This window comes from Lysinibacillus sp. EB271-A1-10B (genome assembly GCF_058791335.1).
Genome location: NZ_JBYTDL010000013.1, coordinates 78,971 through 100,862, shown reverse-complemented (window position 1 = coordinate 100,862; position 21,892 = coordinate 78,971). Strand labels below are relative to the sequence as shown.

The window sequence follows — 21,892 nt, the reverse complement described above, 5'->3', positions numbered from 1 at the left end:
GACATATTGTAAGACTTGTTACTTATATTGTGTCAAAGATAGGGATAAAAGTCCTTTTATTTTTCGGTAATATTATAAAACTTAGAACGGATCGTAAATACCTATTTTAGGAGAGAAAGCAATGTTAGTTGTTTTACATATCCTCTCATTTACAATTTATATTAGTAGATGGCAACCAGCTTTTATTTCGTTGGTTGCTTTTTAGTTAAAAAGTAAAGAATTATAGAGCGTTTTAATTCCCTTCCAATTCCAGACGCAATTATGCCGAGGCATAATTGATTTTTTATAACGATTATCTGTCGGGAGCGGACAGGGTTACTTTAGGTGAAAAATATTATTTGTCTTCAAAGAGCATCCAAAGAATTGTACTAAAAGAGAAAAGAAGAAGAATAGAATAGAATTAGCCAGTGTGGTTTTTGACCACATTGGCTTATTTTCTTTTATGAAATATGTATGAGGTTTTTTCAGGCAATATAGGTAGGGTATAATTTAATCAGCTTCTTTTGAATTTTCATCTTTAGTCTATTTTGATAGTCATTCAAACAAAGGGGAGAAAAAAATGAACTTTACCGAACTATTAGGAAGCTCTTTTCCAACAGTACAAACTGAACAGATTATATTAAGAAAGTTGAAGTTGGAGGATGCCCCTGCGTTATTCAACTATTATTCAAATGAAAATGTAAATCGTTATCTTGATTGGAACGGACCAGAGACTTTAGAAAGAAGTTATGAAGTAATTCATTTTTGGAACGAAGGCTATGATAAAGGTTGGATTGTTCGTTTTGCTATTGCTAACAAAGAAACGGATGAAATTATTGGTACCATTTTCTTGAGTGAATTTGCAGGCAAACGAGCTGAAATTGGCTATGAATTATCTGAAGAATATTGGCATCGTGGTATTATGTCTGAAGCTGTTAAAGAAGTATTATCAATAGGATTTAATCAGTTAGGTTTAGTAAGAATACAGGCAATTGTGACGGAAGAAAATATAGCATCAAAGAAGTTATTGTCGAAATTCAACTTTAAGGAAGAGGGCTGTTTAAGACAGTTTGAATGCCATAGTGTTACAGGAGAATGCAAAGATATGTTGATCTATAGCTTGTTGAATACCGAGTTTTCGAAGAAGCATATATAAGTTATATGGTAGTTTTTTTAATACTAAGGGGGTTAGTTAGCTTGGAAATATCAATTAATAGCTTGCAAGAACGTGACGCAGAAGAATTATTTCAGTTTGAAACGGATAATAGACTATTTTTTGAACAAACGGTCCCTAGTCGTGGGGAAGATTATTATAAGTTTGACACTTTTAAAATAAAACTTAGAGAACTTTTAGCTGAACAAGAAGAAGAGAAATCGAAATTCTACTTAATAAGGGATAACTCAGGCAATATTATTGGGAGAATTAATTTAGTCGATATAGATATAACGAATGATATAGCAGAAGTCGGTTATAGAGTAGGTAAAGAATATGGCGGAAAAGGAATAGGGGCAAAAGCCTTAAAACTACTTTTAGAAACAGAAGTAAGTGTAAAAAAGATTAAAGCAAAAACAACAACAACTAATATTGCCTCTCAAAAGGTTCTTGAAAAAACGGTTTTAAACAAGTGTGTATAAGTGGTGATGAGTTCGAAATGAATGGCCAAAAGATGCGGTTTATCGATTACATGTTGGAACTCTAAAGGCTATACAAATGTTGTTGGGGGAATTTTCACCTGTTCTTGATGAATAGTAAAAATCTTGTGAGGGGTGGTTGAAAGACAGTGTTTAAACGAATATTGATACTTTTTTCAATTATTGCAGCGATATTTTTGTTAATCATTGTGACAAGTTATATTATTCATCAAAACCAATTATCGAAGGAAGATCAATTATTTACGTCAACAGGGAAAATGGTAGAAGTGAATGGTCATCAGATGCATGTGTACATAGAAGGAGATGGAGAAGATACGCTTGTATTTATGTCTGGAGGAGGCACAAGCTCACCTGTTTTAGATTTTAAATCATTATATTCATTATTAAGCGATAAATATAAAATTGTTGTCGTTGAAAAGGCAGGCTATGGATTTAGTGACATTTCAGATACTGACCGTGATATGGATACTATTCTACAAGAAACAAGAGAAGCTTTATTAAAATCAGGTGTTGAAGGACCATATATTTTATTTCCTCATTCTATGTCTGGCATTGAAGCATTGTATTGGGCACAAGTCTACCCGAATGAAGTAAAGGCAATTATAGGATTGGATATGGCCGTTCCTGCCGCATATAAAGAGTATGATATAAATATGCCTCTAATTCATTTAAGTGCCTTTGCTGCAAATATTGGTTTTACTAGATGGATTTCGGGTCTGTCTGAAAGTGATGCTATAAAATATGGGACTTTAACAGATGAGGAAAAAGAGATGTATAAAGTGATTTTTTACCGCAGAACGGCAACTAAAAATATGATAAATGAAGTTCAGTATATTAAAGAAAATGCTGAAAAGGTAGGAGCGGCTAGAATTCCAAATGTTCCTCTGCTTTTGTTCTCTTCAAACGGTCAAGGGACAGGTTGGAATGAGGAGGCGTGGAATGAATTTCAAAGAGATTTCATCAGTAAGCATAAAGAAAGCAAATTAATAAAATTGGATTGCTCACACTATATTCATGATATTGAATTTAAGCGAATAGCGGACGAATCAGAAAAATATATAGAGAGTTTAAATCGTTAAATATTCAGAGCATGTTTTGAACAATCTTTTCAAAACATGCCCTATTTTTATGTGATATGGAAACTCCTGGTTTTTAGAATCTAATGTAATCCCAGATAATATATAAGGTATTGACGATTTAATAAATTCCTCCGGGGATTTATCTGTATCATTTTTTCTCCATTCCACAGAAGCACCGTAAATTCCCCAGCCTAGTATGACAGCGGTAGTTTTTAGTGCCGCATCCTCTTTTGTATTATGTTGTATTAATAACATCTTGTATAAAACGATTTCGAGATGCTCCCTAATAATACGGGAAATGGTATCTTCGTATCCTCTATGACATCGATTAGATAAAGATTTTTGAAAGTTCGTGATGGCTGTAAAAATACGAATAATTGATTCTTCATTTAGATCGCTTTTTTCGAAGATACTACAATTTAAATTAACTAATAATACTTCGGATAATACCTTATCCAATAAATTATATACATCTTGAAAGTGATAATAGAATGTTGCGCGATTAATCATAGCTTCTGTCGTAATATCCTTCACAGTAATATCCTTAAACTCTTTTTGACCTGAAAGTTCAATAAAAGAATCCATAATTAATTTGCGAGTACGAAGAACACGAGGGTCAGTCTTTGATTGAGTCATATTTTTGTATCACTCCCTACTTTTTAAACAATTTCTTCGATGTGTTGTATATACGACAAATCTAAAGAACTATTGGTACAGATGATCTTCATTATTTACTAAACTACGCTTATAAAGCAATTAAAATGAAAGTGGTGAGTATGATGACGAACAATAATTTAATCTGTGATTTAGAAACTGGCGTATGTGGTGTTTCAGAAGATAACGAAATGCAGGTGATTGATTTCGATCAAAAAAGGAAATCGATTAATTTATATTATGTGACAGATCCAATCTGCTCGCATTGTTGGGCATTAGAACCGATTCTTCGTCGCTTTGTAGAGCAATACGGTCATTATATAAATTTCCATACTATAATGGGCGGTTTGCTAGAAAAATGGGCCGGCTTTGCTGATGTATCTAATGGTATATCACGCCCATCTGATGTGGCTGGACACTGGAGAGAGGTTGGCGAGCAGAGTCGTATGCCGATTGATGGTACGCTTTGGCTTGAGAATCCCATTCAGTCCTCCTATCCTCCATCTAAGGTTTTTAAAGTGATTCAACAGCAAAATGAGGATTTAGCAAATATATTTTTACGCCGCGCAAGAGAAGCAGTTTTCGTATTTAATCAAAATATTGCAGAGAAATCTGTTTTAATTGAAATCGTTAATAATATCGGACTTGATGGGGAGAAGGTTATAAAAGAGGCCGAGCTACCGATTGGACAGCAATTATTAAGTGAGGACTTTGCGCTAGCTTCACAACTAGGCGTAAAAGGATTTCCAAGTATTATCATGTTTAACAAAGACAATAAAGGTGTGAAAATTGTCGGCAGCCGAACGTTAGAATCCTATATTGCTGGGCTAAAACAAGTTCTTCATTTAGATGAACTACAGCCAAAACAACAACCAGCACTTTTCAGTTTACTTGAGAAAGAAAAGCTTCTTTTTTCGAAAGAGATTGAAGTTATGTATGATATTGAGCAAAAAGATATCAACGTATTTGCTGAAAAAGAGCTTTCAACGACTGCTTATGATGCGAAAGAAATACTTGGTGAAACTTATTTTGTAATGAAATAAAAGAGTCGCTATTTATAAAATGGGGGTTTTAATCATGAAATATTTATTACAAGTCGATTTTACAATGGATGGACCATTCGGTGAAGAAATGTCCGAGGCATTCGTTGATTTAGCCAAAAGTATTAATGAAGAGTCAGGTGTGATTTGGAAGATTTGGACTGAGAATGCAGCGGCTAAAGAAGCGGGTGGGATCTATTTATTTGAAACCAAAACAGATGCTGAACAATATTTAATTATGCATTCAGAACGATTAACAAGTTTTGGTGTTACCGATATTCGTGGGAAGATCTTCGAAGTGAATGAAGCATTATCAACAATTAATCATGCACTAATTAAATAGTTACCTAGGCTAAGGTTTATCAACTAAATAATTCGGAATCGAAAACATGGGATTGTAATTTAACAGTCCCATGTTCTTTTTTGGGGCTAATAATAATTCTTTACTTGCAAAATTAGTATAGTGTGTATATATTGTATATAAAGTGTATATACATTGTATTATAGATCTTGAGAAATACGGATGGATTCTATTTGTTGGAAAGGTTCGTTCATTTCGCGAAAGAAACGGACACTCAAGGAAATGCTTACATTATTGTATACGGAGGATGAATGATGGAAAATGTCATTGAATTACAGAATATTCATAAAGTCTTTAATGGATTTCAGGTAAAGGATTTTTCTATTAACGTTAAAAAGGGCTATGTAACTGGATTTATTGGGGGGAATGGTGCAGGTAAATCAACAACGATCAAGTTGATAATGAACTTATTACAGCAAGATAGTGGTACTGTTTCATTATTTGGTATGAAATATAAGGGACATGAGAAAGAAATAAAAGAACGTATTGGTTTTGTCTATGATGAAAATGTCTTTTATGAAAATGTAACGTTAAAGGATATGAAAAAGATTATTAAACCCGCCTATAAAAACTGGGATGATAACACTTTTCAACATTATGTTGAAAAATTCGAACTACCATTGAATAAAAATATGAAGAACTTTTCGAAGGGAATGAAGATGAAAGCTTCGTTAGCCATTGCTCTAGCTCATCATGCAGAATTAATTATTATGGATGAGCCAACTGCTGGGCTCGATCCGATATTTCGAAGAGAGTTACTAAACATTTTGCATGAGTTAATGCAGGATGGTGAAAAAACAATTTTCTTTTCAACACATATTACAACAGATTTAGATCGTATTGCGGATTATATTACCTTTATTCATAACGGAGAACATATTTTCACGAAAGAATTTTATAAAATTGAAGAGGAATATGCCCTTGTCAAAGGGAAGTTAGATTTATTGGATATAGAAACGGAACAAAAGTTTATTTCGATTAGAAAAACGAATGCAGGCTTTGAAGCATTAACAGCTGATAAAAATCGTGTGGCAAACATATTTGGGGATTCTGTGATTGTGGAAAAACCAACGCTTGAAGATATTATGTATTATACGAAGAAAGGGTGGTAACTGTATGTTTAACCTTATATTTAAGGATATTTTAATACAAAAGAAAGTATTTTTAATTTACATTGCTACTATAATAATTTACTTATTGATAGATGTTTCTCCAATTCCTATTGCAGTTGTATGTAGTCTAACCTTTATTAATATGGCTTTGTCTTATGATGAAAAAGATAACGCTAATATGCTGCTCAATTCGCTTCCATATACGAGAAGGGAAATTGTTTCTTCAAGGTATGTAGGTGTATTAATATTTACATCACTATTTATAATGCTTACTTACGGAGGGAGTTTCTTGTTAAATGGAAAAGAAACACCGTTTTCGTGGAAAGCAATACTGCTAATTATCGGTATTGTCATGGTCGCTATTTCACTCTTGCTCCCAGTGTTTTATAAATTTAAAAGGTAATATTTAATGCTTGCTGCAGGTGCTTTATTTGGCATCTATCTAGCAACGATTAAGCTTTTAATCCCTAATTTAAATGAAACATTAAGGGAATTGACACGAAAGTTCCTAGCTTTACAAGAAACGCAAATGTATCTTGTAGCTATCCTTACAATTGCTATATTGTATGTTGGGTCATGGCTACTATCTATTCGTATATATGAGAAAAAAGCTTTTTAAAGCGGTTTTCTTATAAGCTCCAACAAAAAAACAGCTTCATCCTAATTGGTTAGCTATTAATTAAGTGTAGTTCTGCAAATACTTCTAATGAAATGTTTTTAAAGGAGGAGGATAATTATGGGCAAGTCTATTGTAAAAGCTCTTATTTCTACATTAGTGACCTTACTTGGAATTTTTATTGTTTTTTGGTTATTGGATAAAATTGAAGCTGGTGTAAGGGGAACGGACAATCTATTTAGCACTTTAGATAATGTAGGCATTTCATTTATAAATGTATACAATTTAGAAGCTTATAATATCGGTGCGAGTATTGCTGTAATTATCTCTGTATTACATTTAATTGTTGTTGTAGCTAGTGAGAAAGTTAAAAAAGCTAATGAAAAATAACTTGATCTGATTAGACCAAGTTATTTATATATGATAGTTCATGAAGTGTAGCTAGGAGGGGCATCCACTAAGCAAAGGGATGGTTAGTATAGCTTGCTAGATTTTTACGGTCACTAGATATTACTGTGTACGTCTAAAAACTAGTTTCCATATAATAAAATTCATGATAATAAGCACAATTAGATAAATAATTGACCCAAAGGAAATCTGACTAGCTATTAAATAGTGTAGCCCCGCCAGCATACCTAATGGAATTAACAACAAAAGAGTTTTCCAACTCTGGGCATCGCCAACTTCATTATAAGGCTTTGTGAAAGGAATCTTGCTTCCTATTCCGAGGTAACAAATGACTGTGTACATGCAGCTTGCTACTAAAACAGTCAGTAAATCAGGGATAATTCTCGTACCATAAATGAAGCAGAAAATGATGCTCAGAACAATATACAATGGAATATACAATTTAATCAAAAATGCTTTTAAGCTACCTTTTTTTAAGTTTGTATAATCTTTCATTGGAAAGACTTTATAGATCCAAGCGGCTTTGTATTTGCCGGAATGCCCAAGCAAAAGCACAGCTGTCGGAATAATTAGCATGCTGAAATAAATGTTTAAATAGCCCATGCTAACGGAATAATCAATAGCTTCGTTCCTTGAAAAAGAAAACATAAAAATAAATGGAATGACAAATGAAAATCCTAAAGATGGATATACTTTCAGTTTAAACTCTCGCTCCTGTTTCATCATAAGGGAGGAGAAGCGGTAAAAAGCTCTTTCTTCATTTGTTCTACAAATGATTGTTAACAAAATCGTCTTAAGTCGATTGTTCTTTTCTTTTTTCGATTTGCTAGTGTTTAATAGTTTTTGCAGATTACGTTCAAAGGTTGGAATTAGCTTTAGGTAAAGCCATATTGAAATGATTGGCATGACGACAGCTAAAATACTAAAGATCACTGTAAATAAAGAGACGTCACCGTTTAGCAGTAATTCATAAGGAGCGGCAAACCACATAGGAATGAGAAAAACACTCCACCAATGAAATGTTACGACCATATCAAAATTGACGAATTCAAAGGATCTAATAAGAACTTGATAGCCAATCATCAGCATTAAGGATAAGCCGATTTGTACATAATTGATGACATCTTTCAGCTTTTCTCCATCAAAGAATCTTAAAATAGCAATATATAAAACAGCAGTTAATACGACAATAAAAATATTAATTAAAACTAGTAAGAGCAACGTTAAAATAAAGAATACAATTCCTTGCCTAAATAGGCCAACGACTAAGGAGATGGCAGTAAAAGCAATCGTTAAATACGTCAAGTAGATGAAAATATGCATAAATTTGGCCGCATTGACCGTCCTAGCAGAGATAGGCTTGGTCGAGAGAATGCTTCTGTCCCGTACATCCAAAAGTACGGAAGAAAAATCAGAAATCAATGTTGTCATGATGATAAAAATAATCATGGCATAAGCAATACTCATCTGGAAAAGATAGTTTTGACCAAATCCCATAAAAGGAATTAACATAAGCCCAAATAATACATAAATCCATAAAGATTTGATGTAACCGTATTTTTGCTCTTCTTTGTTTTTATTTGATGCTTGGTTAAATATTGTCGGTACTTTGCGCTCATCCATTGTTAGTTTTATATGGAGAATCTTTCTCATGATGTCGTAATCGATGCCCATTCTCACAAAGATAAATTGAATTTTATCAAGCAATTGTAGGATTTTAAAATCTTTCATGTTCATACCTCTTGTACAATAGAAACGAATTTCTCGCCAATTTCCTGATGATCATGGAAGCCTGTCAATTGGTTGAAAATTCTTTCCAGAGTTCCTTCAGTATTGTCTGCCTGTAGTTGGGCAAATGTCCCGTCGGCAGCAATTTTCCCATCATTCAACAAAATGATACGACTACTGATTTTTTCGACAACATCCATGATATGAGAGGAATAAAATATTGTTTTTCCTTGGGCAGCCAGTTGAGTCAAAATTTCTTTGAAAATCATTACACTATTTGCATCTAACCCATTGATTGGCTCATCTAAAAATAACAAGTCGGGATTATGTATAAGGCTAGCGATAATTAATAGCTTTTGCCGCATCCCTTTTGAATAAGAAGATATTCTGGAATGATACGCTTCTCCAACACCGAACAATTCCATTAAGGATGTTGATTTATCAGCAGCCACCTCTAATTCAAGACCATAAAGCTGCCCGATGAAGGTTAAATACTCATACCCCGTTAAATTATCGTAAACGTCTGCTATCTCCGGTACATAGCCAATTCTTCGTTTATATTCAAGGCTGTCTTTGCCGATATTCTCTCCGAAAAGCTTAATGTCTCCACCGTAATCGCCTTCAATTCCTAAAATGATTTTGACAGTCGTACTTTTACCAGCACCGTTCGGGCCGATATAGCCAATGATTTCACCCCTCGAGACGTGCAAGTCGATTCCTTTTAATATTTCCTTGCTACCATAACTTTTCGTCAAATTTGTAATCGTTAAGATTTCTTCCATGTTGTAACTCCTTTCTGTTTTTCACTTTATCTTATGTTCAGTGTAATTGATTTAGAGAAAATATCCATAAATATAATATAACATTTAAAAGTGGGTAAATATTCCTCTTCGGAAATGAAGTGGGTTCTTTAGAGGACTGTTAAAAAAGAACTGTATATCAAAATGATTACTTATTCCCAGGAGATGAGTAAGATTAGTGCTTTAAGATACTATATGAAGTTATGAATATTTTCGAAGTGTTCAATTAGAATTTATTAAATATACAACGATTCATGTTCAAGAATAAAAATAATAAATAGCATATAATAGGTGCAATTCTTCATGTTGAAGGATTGCATTCTTTTGAGGTTGGAACCATACCACTCGGATGGGAAAATACATATACTGTGGACCTTTTGAGTTAGATACGGTTATGCAAAAATAAAGCAAGGAGGTCAAGGAAATGTTTAATGATTTTAAGCTTATCGATGATCGTCCGGTTTATATTCAGTTAAAAGATTATTTGAAAGAAAAGATTATGAAGGGACACTTGCTGGAGCATCAGAAGCTTCCATCAACCCGTGAACTAAGTAAATTATTATTGGTCAGTAGAAATACGGTACTGAATGCATATGCAGATTTAGAGCAAGAGAGCATTATCTATGCGATAAAAGGAAAAGGAAACTTTGTAGGGAAGGTCACAACATTGAAAGCACCCTCCATCGAGCTTAAATGGAAGGAAAGGCTTAATAAAGCTACCTTATTAGCTGATGAATTAGATTTAATGAAGCAAGATATTCACTGGGAAAAAGGCATGATTTCCTTTAATAGCATCGCCCCCGAAGAAAAGCTTTTTGATGTTGAAAATTTTAAAAGATCCTTTCTGACTCGAATGTCCCTTGAAGGTGATATCGTTTTGAATTACGGGTACGCAAAGGGTTATAAACCGTTAATCGAGTACCTTCTTCACTATATGGAAATGAAGGGCGTAGATATTTCCAATAAGGATATTTTGATTACGAATGGCTTTACCGAGGGATTGGATATTTTATTATCTTCCTTAGCGAAAAAATCTGGATGTGTTATTTGCGAAAATCCTACTCATCATGCAGCATTAAAGCTTTTTCGCTTACATGGATTTGAGATCCACGGAATCGACATGAAGGATGACGGTATCGATATTGAACAAGTTGAGAAAAGCTTGTCGGAAAAGGAATTTGATTTTGCCTACTTAATCCCGTCTTATCATAACCCGACAGGCATTGTTACATCCTCTGAAAAAAGAGCTGAAATTATTAGGCTTTTTTCACAATATCAAATTCCGATTGTAGAGGATGGCTTTAATGAAGAATTACGTTATTCAGGCTCGCATTTAGCACCGTTAATGACTTTTATCGGTGAGGGCAACAATGTTATTTATATCAGTAGCTTTTCTAAAATTCTTTTTCCTGGCTTACGTGTTGGATGGATATTAGCAGATAAGGAGCTCATCAACTGTTTGGAAAGTATGAAAAGAGCCCGTACTATTCATACATCGACACTAGATCAGGCTGTACTTTATCAATATTTACAGGATGGCTATTTTGAAAAATATTTAAAAAAGGCTAAGTTCGTGTATAAGAAAAAATATGAATTAGCCCGTCAAGCATGCCATCAATACATCTCCTTTAAGAGAATGACAGGAGATGGTGGACTGCATCTCTTTATTGAGCTTGAAGAAGGAATGAATGCTCGTACATTATTGGAAAAGTGCTATCAAAGGGGAGTTGTTTTTTATCCTGGAGATGTTTTTTACAGTAATGGCGAAGGAAGTAACACATTTCGCTTAGGATTTTCCCGGCTAACAGAAGAGGATATTGTGCGGGGTATTAAGATCATTGGAGATACCTTGAAAAATGAAATGGGGAGTTGAAAATATGAAGGTTGGCGTTATTATGGGAGGCGTTTCCTCTGAAAAGCAGGTCTCTATTATGACAGGGGAGGAAATGATTGCTCATTTAGATAAGAGTAAATATGAAGTTGTAGCAATTGAATTACATGATAAAAAAGAGCTTATAGAAAAGGTGAAAAATCTCGATATTGCCCTGCTAGCGCTTCACGGGAAATTTGGAGAAGATGGAACGATTCAAGGTGTGCTAGAAACGTTAGGTGTTCCATATACCGGAAGTGGGATGCTATCTAGCGGTATTTGTATGGATAAAAATATATCGAAAAAAATTTTGCGTTATGAAGGAATTGAAACTCCAAATTGGCTTCATCTTTCGAATATTGAGGAGCTTCAGTGGGATGAGTTAGACAAAATGGGCTATCCGTTAGTAGTAAAACCTAATTCGGGTGGCTCCAGTGTAGGGGTAAAAATAGTTTATGATAAAGATTCTTTACTCACTTCGGTTGAGGACGTATTCAAATGGGATGCTGAAATCATTATTGAAAAATATATAAAGGGTGAAGAAATAACATGCTCTATTATAGATGGCAAGCTTTTACCGATTTTTTCGATTCGCCATACAGCAACATTTTTTGATTACAAGGCGAAATACGAAGATGCCGCAACGATCGAGGAGGTTGTAGAACTTCCGTCTGCCATACATGACCGAGTTGCGAAAGCTGCAAAGGCCAGTTATGACGCATTAAAATGTAGTGTTTATGCCAGAATTGATATGATGCTCAAGGATGGAATCCCATATGTCATGGAGGTAAACACATTGCCAGGAATGACAAAAAAAAGCTTACTGCCAAAAAGCGCATCCTCGGCAGGAATGTCTTATACACAACTTTTAGATACGATTATTGAAACTTCCTTACAGGTAAGAGAATAAAGGGTTCAGCTAAGCATGAATAGCGCTAAAAAACACCTTTAATGTTGAGAGGGGATTAAACCCATTTTCAACAAAAGGTGTTTTCTCAGTTATCTTATTAAGCCTTAGATAATTCAATAAATCCATGTCCAAAGACATCTCGTACATCATGAATGGCAATAAAGGCATCCTTGTCTATTTCTTTGACGATTTTCTTCAGCTTTACAACTTCTTGTTTACTAATGACAATATACAGAATTTCTTTTTGCTCTTTCGTATAATAGCCATGACCTGAAAGGACCGTCACGCCTCGATTCATAAAACCATTTACATGACTGGCAATCTCTTCAGGTTTTTTCGAAATGATCGTAACAGCTTTTTTAGGATTCACACCTTCAATAACAAACTCCATTACCTTTGTTCCGACATAAAGCATAATAATAGTAAGCATTAATGCTTCTGCCCCAATAATAAAATAAGATGAAAAAGCAACGATTAAATCAAAAAACAATAAACCGTAACTAATACTCCAGCCTAAATATTTATTGGTCATTCTAGCTAAGATTGTTGAACCTGCTGTTGTTCCACCAACTCTTATAATTAAGCCTATACCAACTCCAGCGAACACCCCGCCAAAAATAGTATTCACGATAATTTCATTTGAAGAAATTGACCACGATTCTGTTAAATGTAAAAAGAGTGAATGGAGGGACACGGCAATAATTGTATAAATAGTCGTTTGTCTACTTAAAAATTTATAACCAACTGCTAATAAAGCTGCGTTTAACACAAGGCTCACAATACTAGGCGACCATCCGAACAAATAATAGGCAATGATTGTTACACCTGTAACGCCACCTTCACCTAAATCATTAGGTATAACAAATAAGTTTACAGCTAGTGCAAAAAGCAGCGCTCCGACCGTAATCATTAATAAATCCATACTGAACTTCTTCATATATACACCACCAAACAAATTGATTATTCCTAAATACATACTATATCAAGTTCTAGTCAAATTATATACTTTTTGGAATGTTCGTTTTTGATAAATCTATAATTGATAGTATGTCCTTTATCGGTGAGAACATTGAAAAATATATGAGCGTAGAAAGAATTGTTAACGGCAACGTTAGATTTTATTGAATATATTGGTATATCTTTAAAATGTTTTCTGGAAAGGGAGGATAAGTTACACTACTAGTGAGGGACATGCTATTTTCATCTCTGCGTGATCGGGGGAATCGTATGAGAACAAGTGTTGAAAGCAACATAACAAATTCGGCAGTGAAGATAGAATATTAATAATGGAGGTATTAATTTGAAAATAGTACTTTGGGTTATTGGAGGTTTATTAGTTTGTGCTGTTTTAGTGATAGGAGTTGGAGTTTGGATGTTTAAGAAAGAAGTAAATGAAGAGAATCCTGAATATATTGTACAATTCATCAAGGAAAATATAAGTAATGAAAATGTATCTTTAGCAATCAATTACAATAACGAAAAATGGTCAGAGGTTAATACGAATAAACAACTTCCTTTAGCAAGCACAGTTAAAATTATTGTAGCCATAGAATATGCACAACAGGCAGCAGACGGACTTATAAACCCTCAGCAACAGGTCAGTTTAAAGGAATTAGAAACGTTTTATATTCCAAAAACAGACGGTGGGGCACATGAAGCATGGATATCTGGGTTAAATCAAAGCGAAAATATTGATAGTGTGCCTTTAAGTGAAGTAGCCAATGGGATGATTGCTTATAGTTCTAATGCAAATACGGAATATTTAATGCACGTGCTAGGGCTTCATAATATTAATGAAGTGCTAAAGAGTTTAGATGTTTTAGATCATGAACCCTTATATCCATTCACGAGTGCATTGTATATACCTATTCAGTTGATGAATGAAAAGAAATTAACTAAAGAAGAAACATTAAAAGCTATGCAAAGTATGGATATGACTGAATATCGGGATCGAGCGCTGAGTATTCATAATAAATGGTTAAAGAACCCTCTTACTGATGAGGAGAAAAAACAGTTACAAAAAACGCTAAGTATGGATATGCAAAAAGTATGGTCTGATCGTTTGGTAAAAGCAACTACAGCGGACTACATTTCTATTTTGGAAAAACTAAATAGTAAAAAATACTTTAATGAAAATGTACATAAGTATCTTGACCCAGTTATGGAACAGTTAATGCAAAACCCTAAAAATCGTGAATGGCTAACTCACGCTGGTCAAAAGGGTGGGTCTACTGCATTTGTTTTGACACAAGCTTTCTATGCAAAAGATAAAGATGGTAATCAAACGGAAATCGCCTTTTTTGCAAATAATTTATCTACGATAGAGCAGGCAAAACTATCTAAAAACATGAATAATTTTCTATTAAAATTTTTAACAGACGAGGAATTCCGTTTGCACATAAAAAAAGAATTGTCTCACTGATCGATGTCTATATACAAAGTTTCCGACTGAGACGATGATGTTTGCAAATGAAGTACATTCTTTTAGCAAGCTGCATAGGATATTCTTATAATGTGTGAGGGGATTGAGAAAATGTACTACATTCCTTATTACGAAAACATGCCTATGTATAACTATGGAGATCAGCTTGTTTATTGGGCACCTCCTTATCAGATAGGGTATGCGAACAGCGCTGAACCTTCTCGTTTTTCTAATGGTGGAAGTATTGAATTAAAAGATTATGGAGCTCAGCCACTTGTCATCGATCTTGAAAATGCGACTAAGCAAAACGATATGTATCGTACGGCTCTGTGGACGGGAAAGAACTTACAGATTACTTTAATGAGTATTAATGTTGGTGATAGTATCGGTTTGGAAGTACACCCAAATGTTGAGCAATTTTTATATATTGAACAGGGTGAGGGACTTGCTCAAATGGGCCCTAGTAAAAACAATTTAAACTATGAAAGAAGGGTCCGTGAAAATTATGCCATAGTAGTACCTGCTGGAACATGGCATAATGTCACAAATACAGGGAATGTTCCACTAAAGCTTTATTCGATATACGCTCCTCCTAACCATCCATTTGGTACTGTACATGTTACGAAAGCAGACGCTGAGGCCTCGGAAGCAGGATATGGACATGGCGATGAATAATCAATTTTAGATATGTAACTTTTTCTTCGATAATACAAGCATAACTAAAAAAGACAACTCCTATTTAAAGGAGTTGTCTTTTTTGTCGTCGTTTAAATGATATATATATAGAAAATAAGCCATTCAATGTTAAAAGAGTAACCATCATTATAGTCAAAAATGCAATATCAGGAGCAAAATATCTAATCGTATGCCAAGGTGTTTCTATACTATAGCTTAATAATGGGATTGAGATCATGGCTAAAACCAAAAGTATGAAACCGAATATACCCAAAACGCCTCTTTTATTTACTTTTTTAGCTTTAACCTTTATTAAAAGATAAATAAACATCACAAAAAGTAAACATATTATAGCAATTGCTATGATTTGTAATGTTGGTTTATATTTAGGCGCTTCAACGGGCTCTTTCCCATTTAAAATATTGATAATCCCTTGTTTTAAGTAAAGAAGGGACTTTTCCTCTAATATATGACTTTTGTTAGTGAGAATCACACCGCCCCAATCGGTTTCTGGTAGATAAAATACTTCTGAGCGTGCGTCAGGATTTGAACCAGAATGCCATATCATTTCTTCTTTAGATTCTGGATAGGAGATTCGTACACCAAGGCCGTAATATCGAGATTTACTAGTTCGAACAAACGGTGAAATATAAAGGTTCATCGCATTTTTACTTAAAAAATTGTTTTGCTTATGTTGACTAAGTAGTCTAATATACTGCACCATATCTGTTGCACTTGCCGTTATATATCCATACGGTGCACCTCCATTATCATAGGTGACTGCACTTTTGACAGGGTGACCGAGCCATGATTGATAACCAGATAAGTATCCATTATCATAGGCCTTGCTACTATTAGCTGCTGCATTTTTCATCCCTAATGGAGAAAAAACTTGTTCCTCCATATACTCAGAAAAGGTTTGATTAGTCACTTCTTCGATGAGAGCGCCAAGAATTGAAAAGTTAGCATTACTATACTGATGCTTTTCTCCAGGAGCAGCAGTCAGCTTAACATTCGATAAGCTTTCTACATTTTCCTTTATAGCACTCAAATCATTAGATTCTTTGTCCGATATAGATAAGCCAGAATAAGTGCTTATCCCACTTGTTTGGGTAAGCAAATGTTTAATCGTTATTTGGGAAGCGGCCTTTTTATCTTTAAGTGTAAACCATGACATATACTTTTGAACGGGATCATCTAATTGGATGGTGCCTGCATCAACCAATCTCATGATAGCTAAGCCAGTTAACGACTTACTGATAGAGCCGGTTACAAATGGAGTTTCAGCAGTTATTTTTTCTTCGGATTCTCCTGTTACGCCCCACGATTTAGAGTAAAAGATATTATTTTTATGAACGATAGCAATAGATGCTCCTGGAATTCGCTGCTCTTCCAAAAAGTTTTCAACATATTTATCTATAGTACTCTTAATGTCTTGTTCTGCTGCGGAGATTTGTGAGACTGGTAGAAATAGATTGAATGGAATTAATAATAAACAAACTAATATAGCTTTATATATGGGGGTTGTTTTCATTGTCGTTTTCACCTATTTCCTCCAAAAAAGTTTTCCTTCATAATTTCATAGCAAAGATCTTTCATCCATGTTTAGCAAAAATATACACTTCTTTATAGTATATGATAGTTGCTGCGTATACTATTCGAAAGAAATTTGTATTCTCTTTTGCTAGCTTTGGCATTGTAACTTTAAAAACACCATTTTTCGACTCATCAATAAAAGTTGGGAATAATATTTGTTAAAATGTTTGCCTTGTAAATAAAGCAATAATCCCTTTATTCGATCTCCGTTTAAGTACACGTTATAGAGGAAATGGATACGGAGTAAAAACACTCCTTTGGTTACAAGACTATCTGTTTGGAGAAAAAGATAAGATTCGAATCGAAGGATATACGAGAATCGATAATATCGGTATGAGAAAATGCTTTACGAAAGCTGGCTTTGTGAAAGAGGGCTATTTAAGAAATGCCTGGGGAAATGCAGATGGTACTGTAACTGATAGTATCCTATATGGTGCAATAAAAGATGATTGGGCATTAGCGGAACAACTCCTATTAAGATGGATGATGTACCTTTTTAAAATAAAGTATAGGTTGAAAAGGATGATGAGAATGTATACAGAAAATGAAGTGCTAAGAGCTTTAAAAAAATCCTGGTCAATTCACTCTAGCTCAAAATGGAGTAAAGATAACCCTGCAAGAGGACATTGCGGAGTCACTACATTAGTTGTAAATGATATTCTTGGAGGCAAAATTTATAAAACATGGCTTGATGAAGGCTGGCATTTCTATAATATCCTAAATGGAGAAAGAAAGGATTTTACACAAGAACAATTTACATACAACCCCGAATATCATGATGTTCGTTCAAACAGGGAAGAGGCTTTTCAAGATACGAATGATATTCAATATAGCTATCTAAAATCGCAGGTTTATGTGTATTTAAGAAAAAGCTAGGGAGTTGAAGGCAGAAATGTTGTTTTCATAACACCTCTGCAAAGTCTCGTCTTCTTCCATGATAATTTGTCTGGTTTTCTTGATATTTTAGCAAGGTATAGTACTTTTTGATTCCAGCTTTGCGATTCATCCTGTGATAAGGAATAATTGAATTTTAGCGGAATTGTTTTTTAGGGATGATAATTCATCTTTGTTCATTTCTGCATTTAGCTATTCACTAAAAGTTGGAGATGGCATATGCGATGTATAATATGTTGATTGTAGTGGAGGCTGGGCGACTCCTTGGGGATCAGCGTCACAGATGAGACCCTGCAGCGAAGCGAAGCGGCTCATCGGACGCCGCGCCCAGCCGGAACGGAAATCAACCCCACGCTAAAGTGATGAGCCATATTATTTTTTTAATAAACAAACATGTTGACGTAAATTAACCCATCGTGTTATTATTATCTCGAATTCAAGATAACTTAATTCAAGATAAACGAATTCGAACTTTTAAATCCATATATAGAAAGTAAAGTTTAACTTTTTTCATCAGAAGGAGGTAATGATCATGGGTTTTTTAAATAAATTATTTACTTCAAAAAAAGAGGAGGAAAAAACAATGGCAGAATTAAATATCGGAATTATTATCGGATCAACACGTGAAGGTCGTGTAAGTCCACAGGTAGCACAATGGGTGAAAGAAATCGCAGATCAACGAGGCGATGCTAATTATACAGTTATTGATATTGCAGATTACAAATTACCTTTACTAGGTGAACCAGGGCAAGATGCTTCAGGCGCTCAAGCTTGGTCAGAAATTATTGCAAAACAAGATGGATTTGTATTCATCGTACAAGAGTACAATCACTCTATTACAGGTGCTCTAAAAAATGCACTAGATTATTTACGTGAAGAATGGAACAACAAAGCTGCAGGTATTGTTTCTTATGGTTCTGTAGGTGGTGCACGAGCAGCTGAACATTTACGTGGTATTATGGGTGAACTTTTAATTGCAGATGTACGTGTACATCCAGCATTGTCACTATTCACAGACTTTGAAAATGGTACTGAGTTTAAACCAAAAGAAGTGCAATCAGATTCGGTTAACCAAATGTTAGATCAATTAATTCCTTGGTCAAAAGCTTTATATACAATTCGTTAATCTGGATCAACTTACTTCAGCGAGTGTCCAAACACCCACTGAAATAGAGGAACTTAGTCTAACGCCACGTCCTGTGGCAATTTATCTGTGCGAAAGCGTAGCGACAGCAACACACGACTGAGTGACCAACATCTTGTTGCTGCCGCTACGTTAGCACTACGCTTTCGCACAAAAAACATCTGTTGGCCCAAAGCCTCCGGCGGATGTCACGGAATCGGAAAGGAGTTCTTAGGGGGATGTTAGCCTATAATCATCGCATCCATGCGATAACGCTAACTGACCTGCATCCTGCAGGCCTAAGCGCAAAGCCGATTTCGGACGCAATTATGTCGAGGCATAATTGATAGATTGAGTTAGAACAGTATTGGGTAAAGTATAGGTGAGAAAATACATTTAGTCATGAAGGGGCTTGTTAACATGAAAAAACATACTGCGGGTATTCACCATATCACAGCCATTGTAGGGCATCCACAAGAAAATATTGATTTTTATGCTGGTGTACTAGGCTTGCGTTTAGTTAAACAAACAGTAAACTTCGATGATCCTGGCACATACCATCTTTACTTCGGTAACAAAGGTGGTAAACCTGGTACAATTATTACATTCTTTCCATGGGCAAATGCTTATCAAGGACGTATTGGTGATGGTCAAGTAGGCGTAACTACTTATGTTGTACCAGAAGGAGCACTACCATTTTGGATTAATCGTCTTGCGAAATTCACTATTCCATTCCAAAAAGCTGAACGCTTCGGTGAACAAGTAGTGCAATTTGATGATCCACACGGACTTCATATTGAATTGGTGGCACGTGCAGAAGGCGAATTGAATGAATGGACATTTGGTGAAGTAACTCCGGAGGTTGCCATTAAAGGATTTGGCGGTGCAACACTGTATTCAAGTCACCCAGAAGAGACAGCAAAAGTATTAACTGAAGTTATGGGTCTTGAAAAAGTAGCAACAGAAGGCGAGTATACTCGTTACAAATCCAGCGCAGATATTGGCAATACAGTAGATTTAAAAGTTGTTCCTGGTGTGCGTGGTCAAATGGGCGTTGGGACAGTTCATCATATTGCTTGGAGAGCACAGGATAATGTAGATCACCTAGAATGGCAAGAGTATGTAATGAATCATGGACAACATGTAACCGAAGTGAAAGATCGTAATTATTTTAATGCGATTTATTTCCGTGAACCTGGTGAGATTTTATTTGAAATTGCGACAGACCCACCTGGATTCGCTCATGATGAGACACCTGAGACAATGGGTAGCCAATTAATGTTGCCATCTCAATACGAACAGCATCGTGAACAATTGGAAAGAACATTAATTCCAATCGAAGTGCGTGCACTAGATTAAAGGAGATGGGACGTTTGATTTCAATTGATCCTAAGAAAAATACAGAGCGTGAGAATTATAAGTTATTGATTGGCAGTATTATTCCGAGACCGATTGCCTTTGTTACGACAAAGTCAGAGCAAGGGGTCATCAATGGCGCACCTTTTAGTTTTTTTAATATCGTGTCTTCCAATCCGCCGATGATTTCTCTAGCTGTTCAAAGACCAAATGGGCGTTTAAAAGATACCGCTCGCCATATTCATCATCAGCAACAATTTGTTGTGCATATTGTAGATGAGGATAATGTGAAGCAGGTGAATGAAACAGCCGCGTCCTTACCTGTGACTGAAAGTGAAATTGATCGAGCACAATTTACATTAATCGATAGCCAATTGATATCTATACCAGGCATTCAAGAGGCGAAAGTTCGAATGGAATGCCGTTTAGTACAGTCGATTCCTTTAATGAATGGTGACGAACAGACAGGTGATTTGTTTATTGGTGAAGTCGTACAATATCATATAGATGAGACCATTTATAATGAAGGACGAATTGATCCAAGAAAACTAAAAGCAGTTAGCAGACTTGCCGGCTCAAATTACGCAAAAATTGGAGATATATTTGAGATAGAACGTCCTGATTAAAATAAAATGCGAAAATGTTGGTATAACAGCATTCTCGCATTTTTTTGTTTATATTAAAACTTTTCCTATATTCACTATATCTTCGTTTGTTAATAGGACATCCGTTGCTTTCACATTGTTAGCCACTTGGTTTTTATGTTTCCCGCCCGGGATAACTGCATCAACGCCATCTTGAGCTAATAACCAAGCAAGCGCTAAATTTGGTAATGTCGTTTGCTTTTCCTCTGCAATTCCTTTTAATGCTTCTACTTTTACTAATGTTTGTTCAAATGATTCGCCTTGGAATAAAGGGTCTGAAGTTCGCCAGTCACCTTTACCTAGCTTAAAGTCTTTTGTATACTTTCCGCCAAGTAGGCCATATGCAAGTGGACCGTAAGGAATAAATGAAATTTCATTTTTTATACAGTATGGCAATAAATCCTGTTCTCCTGAACGATTTAACATATTGTAAGGGGATTGTAGGACAGAAATATCATTATGCACATTTGCCTCTATAAGCTGTTCTAATGTTACGTTTGAAATGCCTATTGCTCGGATCTTTCCTTCTTCTTTTAAGCGTGACAATTCACCAATCGACTCCGCAAGAGGAGTTTCGTTATCCGGGAAGTGTAGGTAGTAAAGATCTACGTAATCCATTTGTAGCCGTTTCAAGCTATTTTCAAGTGCCCCACGTAGATATTGCGGATGATTATCTGTTTTTACTGAACCATCCTCAAACCAATGTCTACCTCCTTTTGTTGCTAAAACGAACTCATCCCTGGAGTAATTTTTTAATACTTCGCCAACAAGTTCTTCTGAACGCCCTTTTCCGTAAATGTCTGCTGTATCAATAAAAGTTATCCCTAAGTCAAGTGCAGCTGAGACTAGTTCCTGCCCATCTTGTTCATTTAAGTTTTCAAATAAGTTATGCCCACCTACAGCATTCGTCCCAAGACCAATTTCGGAAATCTTGATATTTGTTTTTTTCAAAGTATGAAATTTCATATTCCT

General features: G+C 35.1%; 23 protein-coding genes. 17 read left to right on the top strand and 6 right to left on the bottom strand.

Features of this window, described 5'->3' with window-relative positions; all coding sequences use genetic code 11:
• Positions 1-559 precede the first annotated feature (559 nt).
• From AC3WSK_RS16850 to AC3WSK_RS16840, 3 genes are all read left to right on the top strand, one after another.
• The gene (locus AC3WSK_RS16850) at positions 560-1,135 is read left to right on the top strand and encodes a GNAT family N-acetyltransferase (protein ID WP_427483291.1); all 576 of its coding nucleotides are present in this window, start codon (positions 560-562) and stop codon (positions 1,133-1,135) included.
• A gap of 41 nt (positions 1,136-1,176) precedes the next feature.
• Complete coding sequence (locus AC3WSK_RS16845) at positions 1,177-1,614, top strand: GNAT family N-acetyltransferase (RefSeq protein ID WP_492414272.1); 438 nt, start codon at positions 1,177-1,179, stop codon at positions 1,612-1,614.
• A gap of 146 nt (positions 1,615-1,760) precedes the next feature.
• Complete coding sequence (locus AC3WSK_RS16840) at positions 1,761-2,711, top strand: alpha/beta hydrolase (RefSeq protein ID WP_492414271.1); 951 nt, start codon at positions 1,761-1,763, stop codon at positions 2,709-2,711.
• Here the strand turns inward: AC3WSK_RS16840 and AC3WSK_RS16835 are convergent.
• Entirely contained in the window at positions 2,700-3,347 is a 648-nt protein-coding gene (locus tag AC3WSK_RS16835) for a TetR/AcrR family transcriptional regulator (RefSeq protein WP_492414270.1), read from the bottom strand. The two genes, AC3WSK_RS16840 and AC3WSK_RS16835, sit on opposite strands and share 12 nt — an antisense overlap.
• A 143-nt stretch (positions 3,348-3,490) precedes the next feature.
• Here AC3WSK_RS16835 and AC3WSK_RS16830 point away from each other — a divergent pair, with 143 nt between their 5' ends.
• The 6 genes from AC3WSK_RS16830 to AC3WSK_RS16805 all read left to right on the top strand — a co-directional run bounded on the left by AC3WSK_RS16830 (position 3,491) and on the right by AC3WSK_RS16805 (position 6,884).
• Entirely contained in the window at positions 3,491-4,408 is a 918-nt protein-coding gene (locus AC3WSK_RS16830; RefSeq protein ID WP_492414280.1) for a DsbA family protein, read from the top strand.
• A 34-nt stretch (positions 4,409-4,442) separates the two neighbouring features.
• Positions 4,443-4,748: a monooxygenase gene (locus AC3WSK_RS16825; protein ID WP_079562125.1), complete on the top strand. Its 306-nt coding sequence runs from the start codon at positions 4,443-4,445 to the stop codon at positions 4,746-4,748.
• A 272-nt stretch (positions 4,749-5,020) separates the two neighbouring features.
• A complete protein-coding gene (locus tag AC3WSK_RS16820; protein WP_492414279.1) occupies positions 5,021-5,878 on the top strand; it encodes an ABC transporter ATP-binding protein in 858 nt (285 codons plus the stop codon).
• Between the two features lie 4 nt (positions 5,879-5,882).
• Complete coding sequence (locus tag AC3WSK_RS16815) at positions 5,883-6,281, top strand: ABC-2 transporter permease (RefSeq protein ID WP_492414269.1); 399 nt, start codon at positions 5,883-5,885, stop codon at positions 6,279-6,281.
• Positions 6,282-6,287: 6 nt separating this feature from the next.
• A complete protein-coding gene (locus AC3WSK_RS16810) occupies positions 6,288-6,497 on the top strand; it encodes a hypothetical protein (protein WP_492414268.1) in 210 nt (69 codons plus the stop codon).
• A gap of 117 nt (positions 6,498-6,614) precedes the next feature.
• Positions 6,615-6,884: a hypothetical protein gene (locus tag AC3WSK_RS16805; RefSeq protein ID WP_079562128.1), complete on the top strand. Its 270-nt coding sequence runs from the start codon at positions 6,615-6,617 to the stop codon at positions 6,882-6,884.
• A gap of 120 nt (positions 6,885-7,004) precedes the next feature.
• Here the strand turns inward: AC3WSK_RS16805 and AC3WSK_RS16800 are convergent, their stop codons facing one another.
• Positions 7,005-8,633 (bottom strand): hypothetical protein, encoded by a 1,629-nt coding sequence (locus AC3WSK_RS16800; protein ID WP_492414267.1) that lies wholly within the window; start codon positions 8,631-8,633, stop codon positions 7,005-7,007.
• A gap of 2 nt (positions 8,634-8,635) precedes the next feature.
• Positions 8,636-9,412, bottom strand: a complete 777-nt coding sequence (locus AC3WSK_RS16795) for an ABC transporter ATP-binding protein (RefSeq protein WP_492414266.1) — start codon at positions 9,410-9,412, stop codon at positions 8,636-8,638.
• 442 nt (positions 9,413-9,854) lie between these two features.
• Here AC3WSK_RS16795 and pdxR point away from each other — a divergent pair, with 442 nt between their 5' ends.
• Both pdxR and AC3WSK_RS16785 read left to right on the top strand, forming a co-directional pair.
• Positions 9,855-11,303, top strand: a complete 1,449-nt coding sequence (pdxR, locus tag AC3WSK_RS16790; protein WP_492414265.1) for a MocR-like pyridoxine biosynthesis transcription factor PdxR — start codon at positions 9,855-9,857, stop codon at positions 11,301-11,303.
• Positions 11,287-12,210: a D-alanine--D-alanine ligase gene (locus AC3WSK_RS16785; RefSeq protein ID WP_492414264.1), complete on the top strand. Its 924-nt coding sequence runs from the start codon at positions 11,287-11,289 to the stop codon at positions 12,208-12,210. Before pdxR ends, AC3WSK_RS16785 begins: the two co-directional genes overlap by 17 nt.
• A gap of 97 nt (positions 12,211-12,307) precedes the next feature.
• Here the strand turns inward: AC3WSK_RS16785 and AC3WSK_RS16780 are convergent, their stop codons facing one another.
• Complete coding sequence (locus AC3WSK_RS16780) at positions 12,308-13,147, bottom strand: YitT family protein (protein ID WP_079562132.1); 840 nt, start codon at positions 13,145-13,147, stop codon at positions 12,308-12,310.
• A gap of 363 nt (positions 13,148-13,510) precedes the next feature.
• On the opposite strand from AC3WSK_RS16780, the gene AC3WSK_RS16775 reads away from it, so the two are divergent.
• Together AC3WSK_RS16775 and AC3WSK_RS16770 are read left to right on the top strand one after the other, a co-directional pair.
• A complete protein-coding gene (locus tag AC3WSK_RS16775) occupies positions 13,511-14,632 on the top strand; it encodes a serine hydrolase (protein WP_492414263.1) in 1,122 nt (373 codons plus the stop codon).
• A 111-nt stretch (positions 14,633-14,743) separates the two neighbouring features.
• Entirely contained in the window at positions 14,744-15,307 is a 564-nt protein-coding gene (locus AC3WSK_RS16770; protein ID WP_079562134.1) for a cupin domain-containing protein, read from the top strand.
• Positions 15,308-15,371: 64 nt separating this feature from the next.
• On the opposite strand, the gene AC3WSK_RS16765 is transcribed toward AC3WSK_RS16770, so the two are convergent.
• Entirely contained in the window at positions 15,372-16,841 is a 1,470-nt protein-coding gene (locus AC3WSK_RS16765; RefSeq protein ID WP_492414278.1) for a serine hydrolase domain-containing protein, read from the bottom strand.
• A gap of 584 nt (positions 16,842-17,425) precedes the next feature.
• Between AC3WSK_RS16765 and AC3WSK_RS16760 the strand changes: the two genes are divergently transcribed.
• The 4 genes from AC3WSK_RS16760 (at position 17,426) to AC3WSK_RS16745 (ending at position 20,902) form a co-directional block, all read left to right on the top strand.
• Positions 17,426-17,779 (top strand): YunG family protein, encoded by a 354-nt coding sequence (locus tag AC3WSK_RS16760; protein ID WP_170938988.1) that lies wholly within the window; start codon positions 17,426-17,428, stop codon positions 17,777-17,779.
• 550 nt (positions 17,780-18,329) lie between these two features.
• Positions 18,330-18,923: an NADPH-dependent FMN reductase gene (locus AC3WSK_RS16755; protein ID WP_079562135.1), complete on the top strand. Its 594-nt coding sequence runs from the start codon at positions 18,330-18,332 to the stop codon at positions 18,921-18,923.
• Positions 18,924-19,340: 417 nt separating this feature from the next.
• A complete protein-coding gene (locus AC3WSK_RS16750) occupies positions 19,341-20,279 on the top strand; it encodes a ring-cleaving dioxygenase (protein ID WP_094075108.1) in 939 nt (312 codons plus the stop codon).
• A gap of 14 nt (positions 20,280-20,293) precedes the next feature.
• The gene (locus AC3WSK_RS16745; protein ID WP_094075109.1) at positions 20,294-20,902 is read left to right on the top strand and encodes a flavin reductase family protein; all 609 of its coding nucleotides are present in this window, start codon (positions 20,294-20,296) and stop codon (positions 20,900-20,902) included.
• Between the two features lie 48 nt (positions 20,903-20,950).
• On the opposite strand, the gene AC3WSK_RS16740 is transcribed toward AC3WSK_RS16745, so the two are convergent.
• Positions 20,951-21,886 carry an aldo/keto reductase gene (locus AC3WSK_RS16740; protein ID WP_492414262.1) on the bottom strand — a complete coding sequence of 312 codons (936 nt, stop codon included), beginning with the start codon at positions 21,884-21,886 and terminating at the stop codon, positions 20,951-20,953.
• Between the last annotated feature and the right edge of the window lie 6 nt (positions 21,887-21,892).

Excerpts from the sequence above, each read along its gene's own strand:
- AC3WSK_RS16800 (WP_492414267.1), bottom strand. The coding sequence starts at position 8,633 with ATGAAAGATTTTAAAATCCTACAATTGCTTGATAAAATTCAATTTATC.
- AC3WSK_RS16805 (WP_079562128.1), top strand. The coding sequence starts at position 6,615 with ATGGGCAAGTCTATTGTAAAAGCTCTTATTTCTACATTAGTGACCTTA.
- AC3WSK_RS16795 (WP_492414266.1), bottom strand. The coding sequence starts at position 9,412 with ATGGAAGAAATCTTAACGATTACAAATTTGACGAAAAGTTATGGTAGC.
- AC3WSK_RS16830 (WP_492414280.1), top strand. The coding sequence starts at position 3,491 with ATGACGAACAATAATTTAATCTGTGATTTAGAAACTGGCGTATGTGGT.
- AC3WSK_RS16810 (WP_492414268.1), top strand. The coding sequence starts at position 6,288 with ATGCTTGCTGCAGGTGCTTTATTTGGCATCTATCTAGCAACGATTAAG.
- AC3WSK_RS16825 (WP_079562125.1), top strand. The coding sequence starts at position 4,443 with ATGAAATATTTATTACAAGTCGATTTTACAATGGATGGACCATTCGGT.
- AC3WSK_RS16850 (WP_427483291.1), top strand. The coding sequence starts at position 560 with ATGAACTTTACCGAACTATTAGGAAGCTCTTTTCCAACAGTACAAACT.
- AC3WSK_RS16760 (WP_170938988.1), top strand. The coding sequence starts at position 17,426 with ATGATGAGAATGTATACAGAAAATGAAGTGCTAAGAGCTTTAAAAAAA.
- AC3WSK_RS16780 (WP_079562132.1), bottom strand. The coding sequence starts at position 13,147 with ATGAAGAAGTTCAGTATGGATTTATTAATGATTACGGTCGGAGCGCTG.
- pdxR (WP_492414265.1), top strand. The coding sequence starts at position 9,855 with ATGTTTAATGATTTTAAGCTTATCGATGATCGTCCGGTTTATATTCAG.
- AC3WSK_RS16740 (WP_492414262.1), bottom strand. The coding sequence starts at position 21,886 with ATGAAATTTCATACTTTGAAAAAAACAAATATCAAGATTTCCGAAATT.
- AC3WSK_RS16750 (WP_094075108.1), top strand. The coding sequence starts at position 19,341 with ATGAAAAAACATACTGCGGGTATTCACCATATCACAGCCATTGTAGGG.
- AC3WSK_RS16765 (WP_492414278.1), bottom strand. The coding sequence starts at position 16,841 with ATGAAAACAACCCCCATATATAAAGCTATATTAGTTTGTTTATTATTA.
- AC3WSK_RS16755 (WP_079562135.1), top strand. The coding sequence starts at position 18,330 with ATGGGTTTTTTAAATAAATTATTTACTTCAAAAAAAGAGGAGGAAAAA.
- AC3WSK_RS16820 (WP_492414279.1), top strand. The coding sequence starts at position 5,021 with ATGGAAAATGTCATTGAATTACAGAATATTCATAAAGTCTTTAATGGA.
- AC3WSK_RS16785 (WP_492414264.1), top strand. The coding sequence starts at position 11,287 with ATGAAATGGGGAGTTGAAAATATGAAGGTTGGCGTTATTATGGGAGGC.
- AC3WSK_RS16770 (WP_079562134.1), top strand. The coding sequence starts at position 14,744 with ATGTACTACATTCCTTATTACGAAAACATGCCTATGTATAACTATGGA.
- AC3WSK_RS16815 (WP_492414269.1), top strand. The coding sequence starts at position 5,883 with ATGTTTAACCTTATATTTAAGGATATTTTAATACAAAAGAAAGTATTT.
- AC3WSK_RS16835 (WP_492414270.1), bottom strand. The coding sequence starts at position 3,347 with ATGACTCAATCAAAGACTGACCCTCGTGTTCTTCGTACTCGCAAATTA.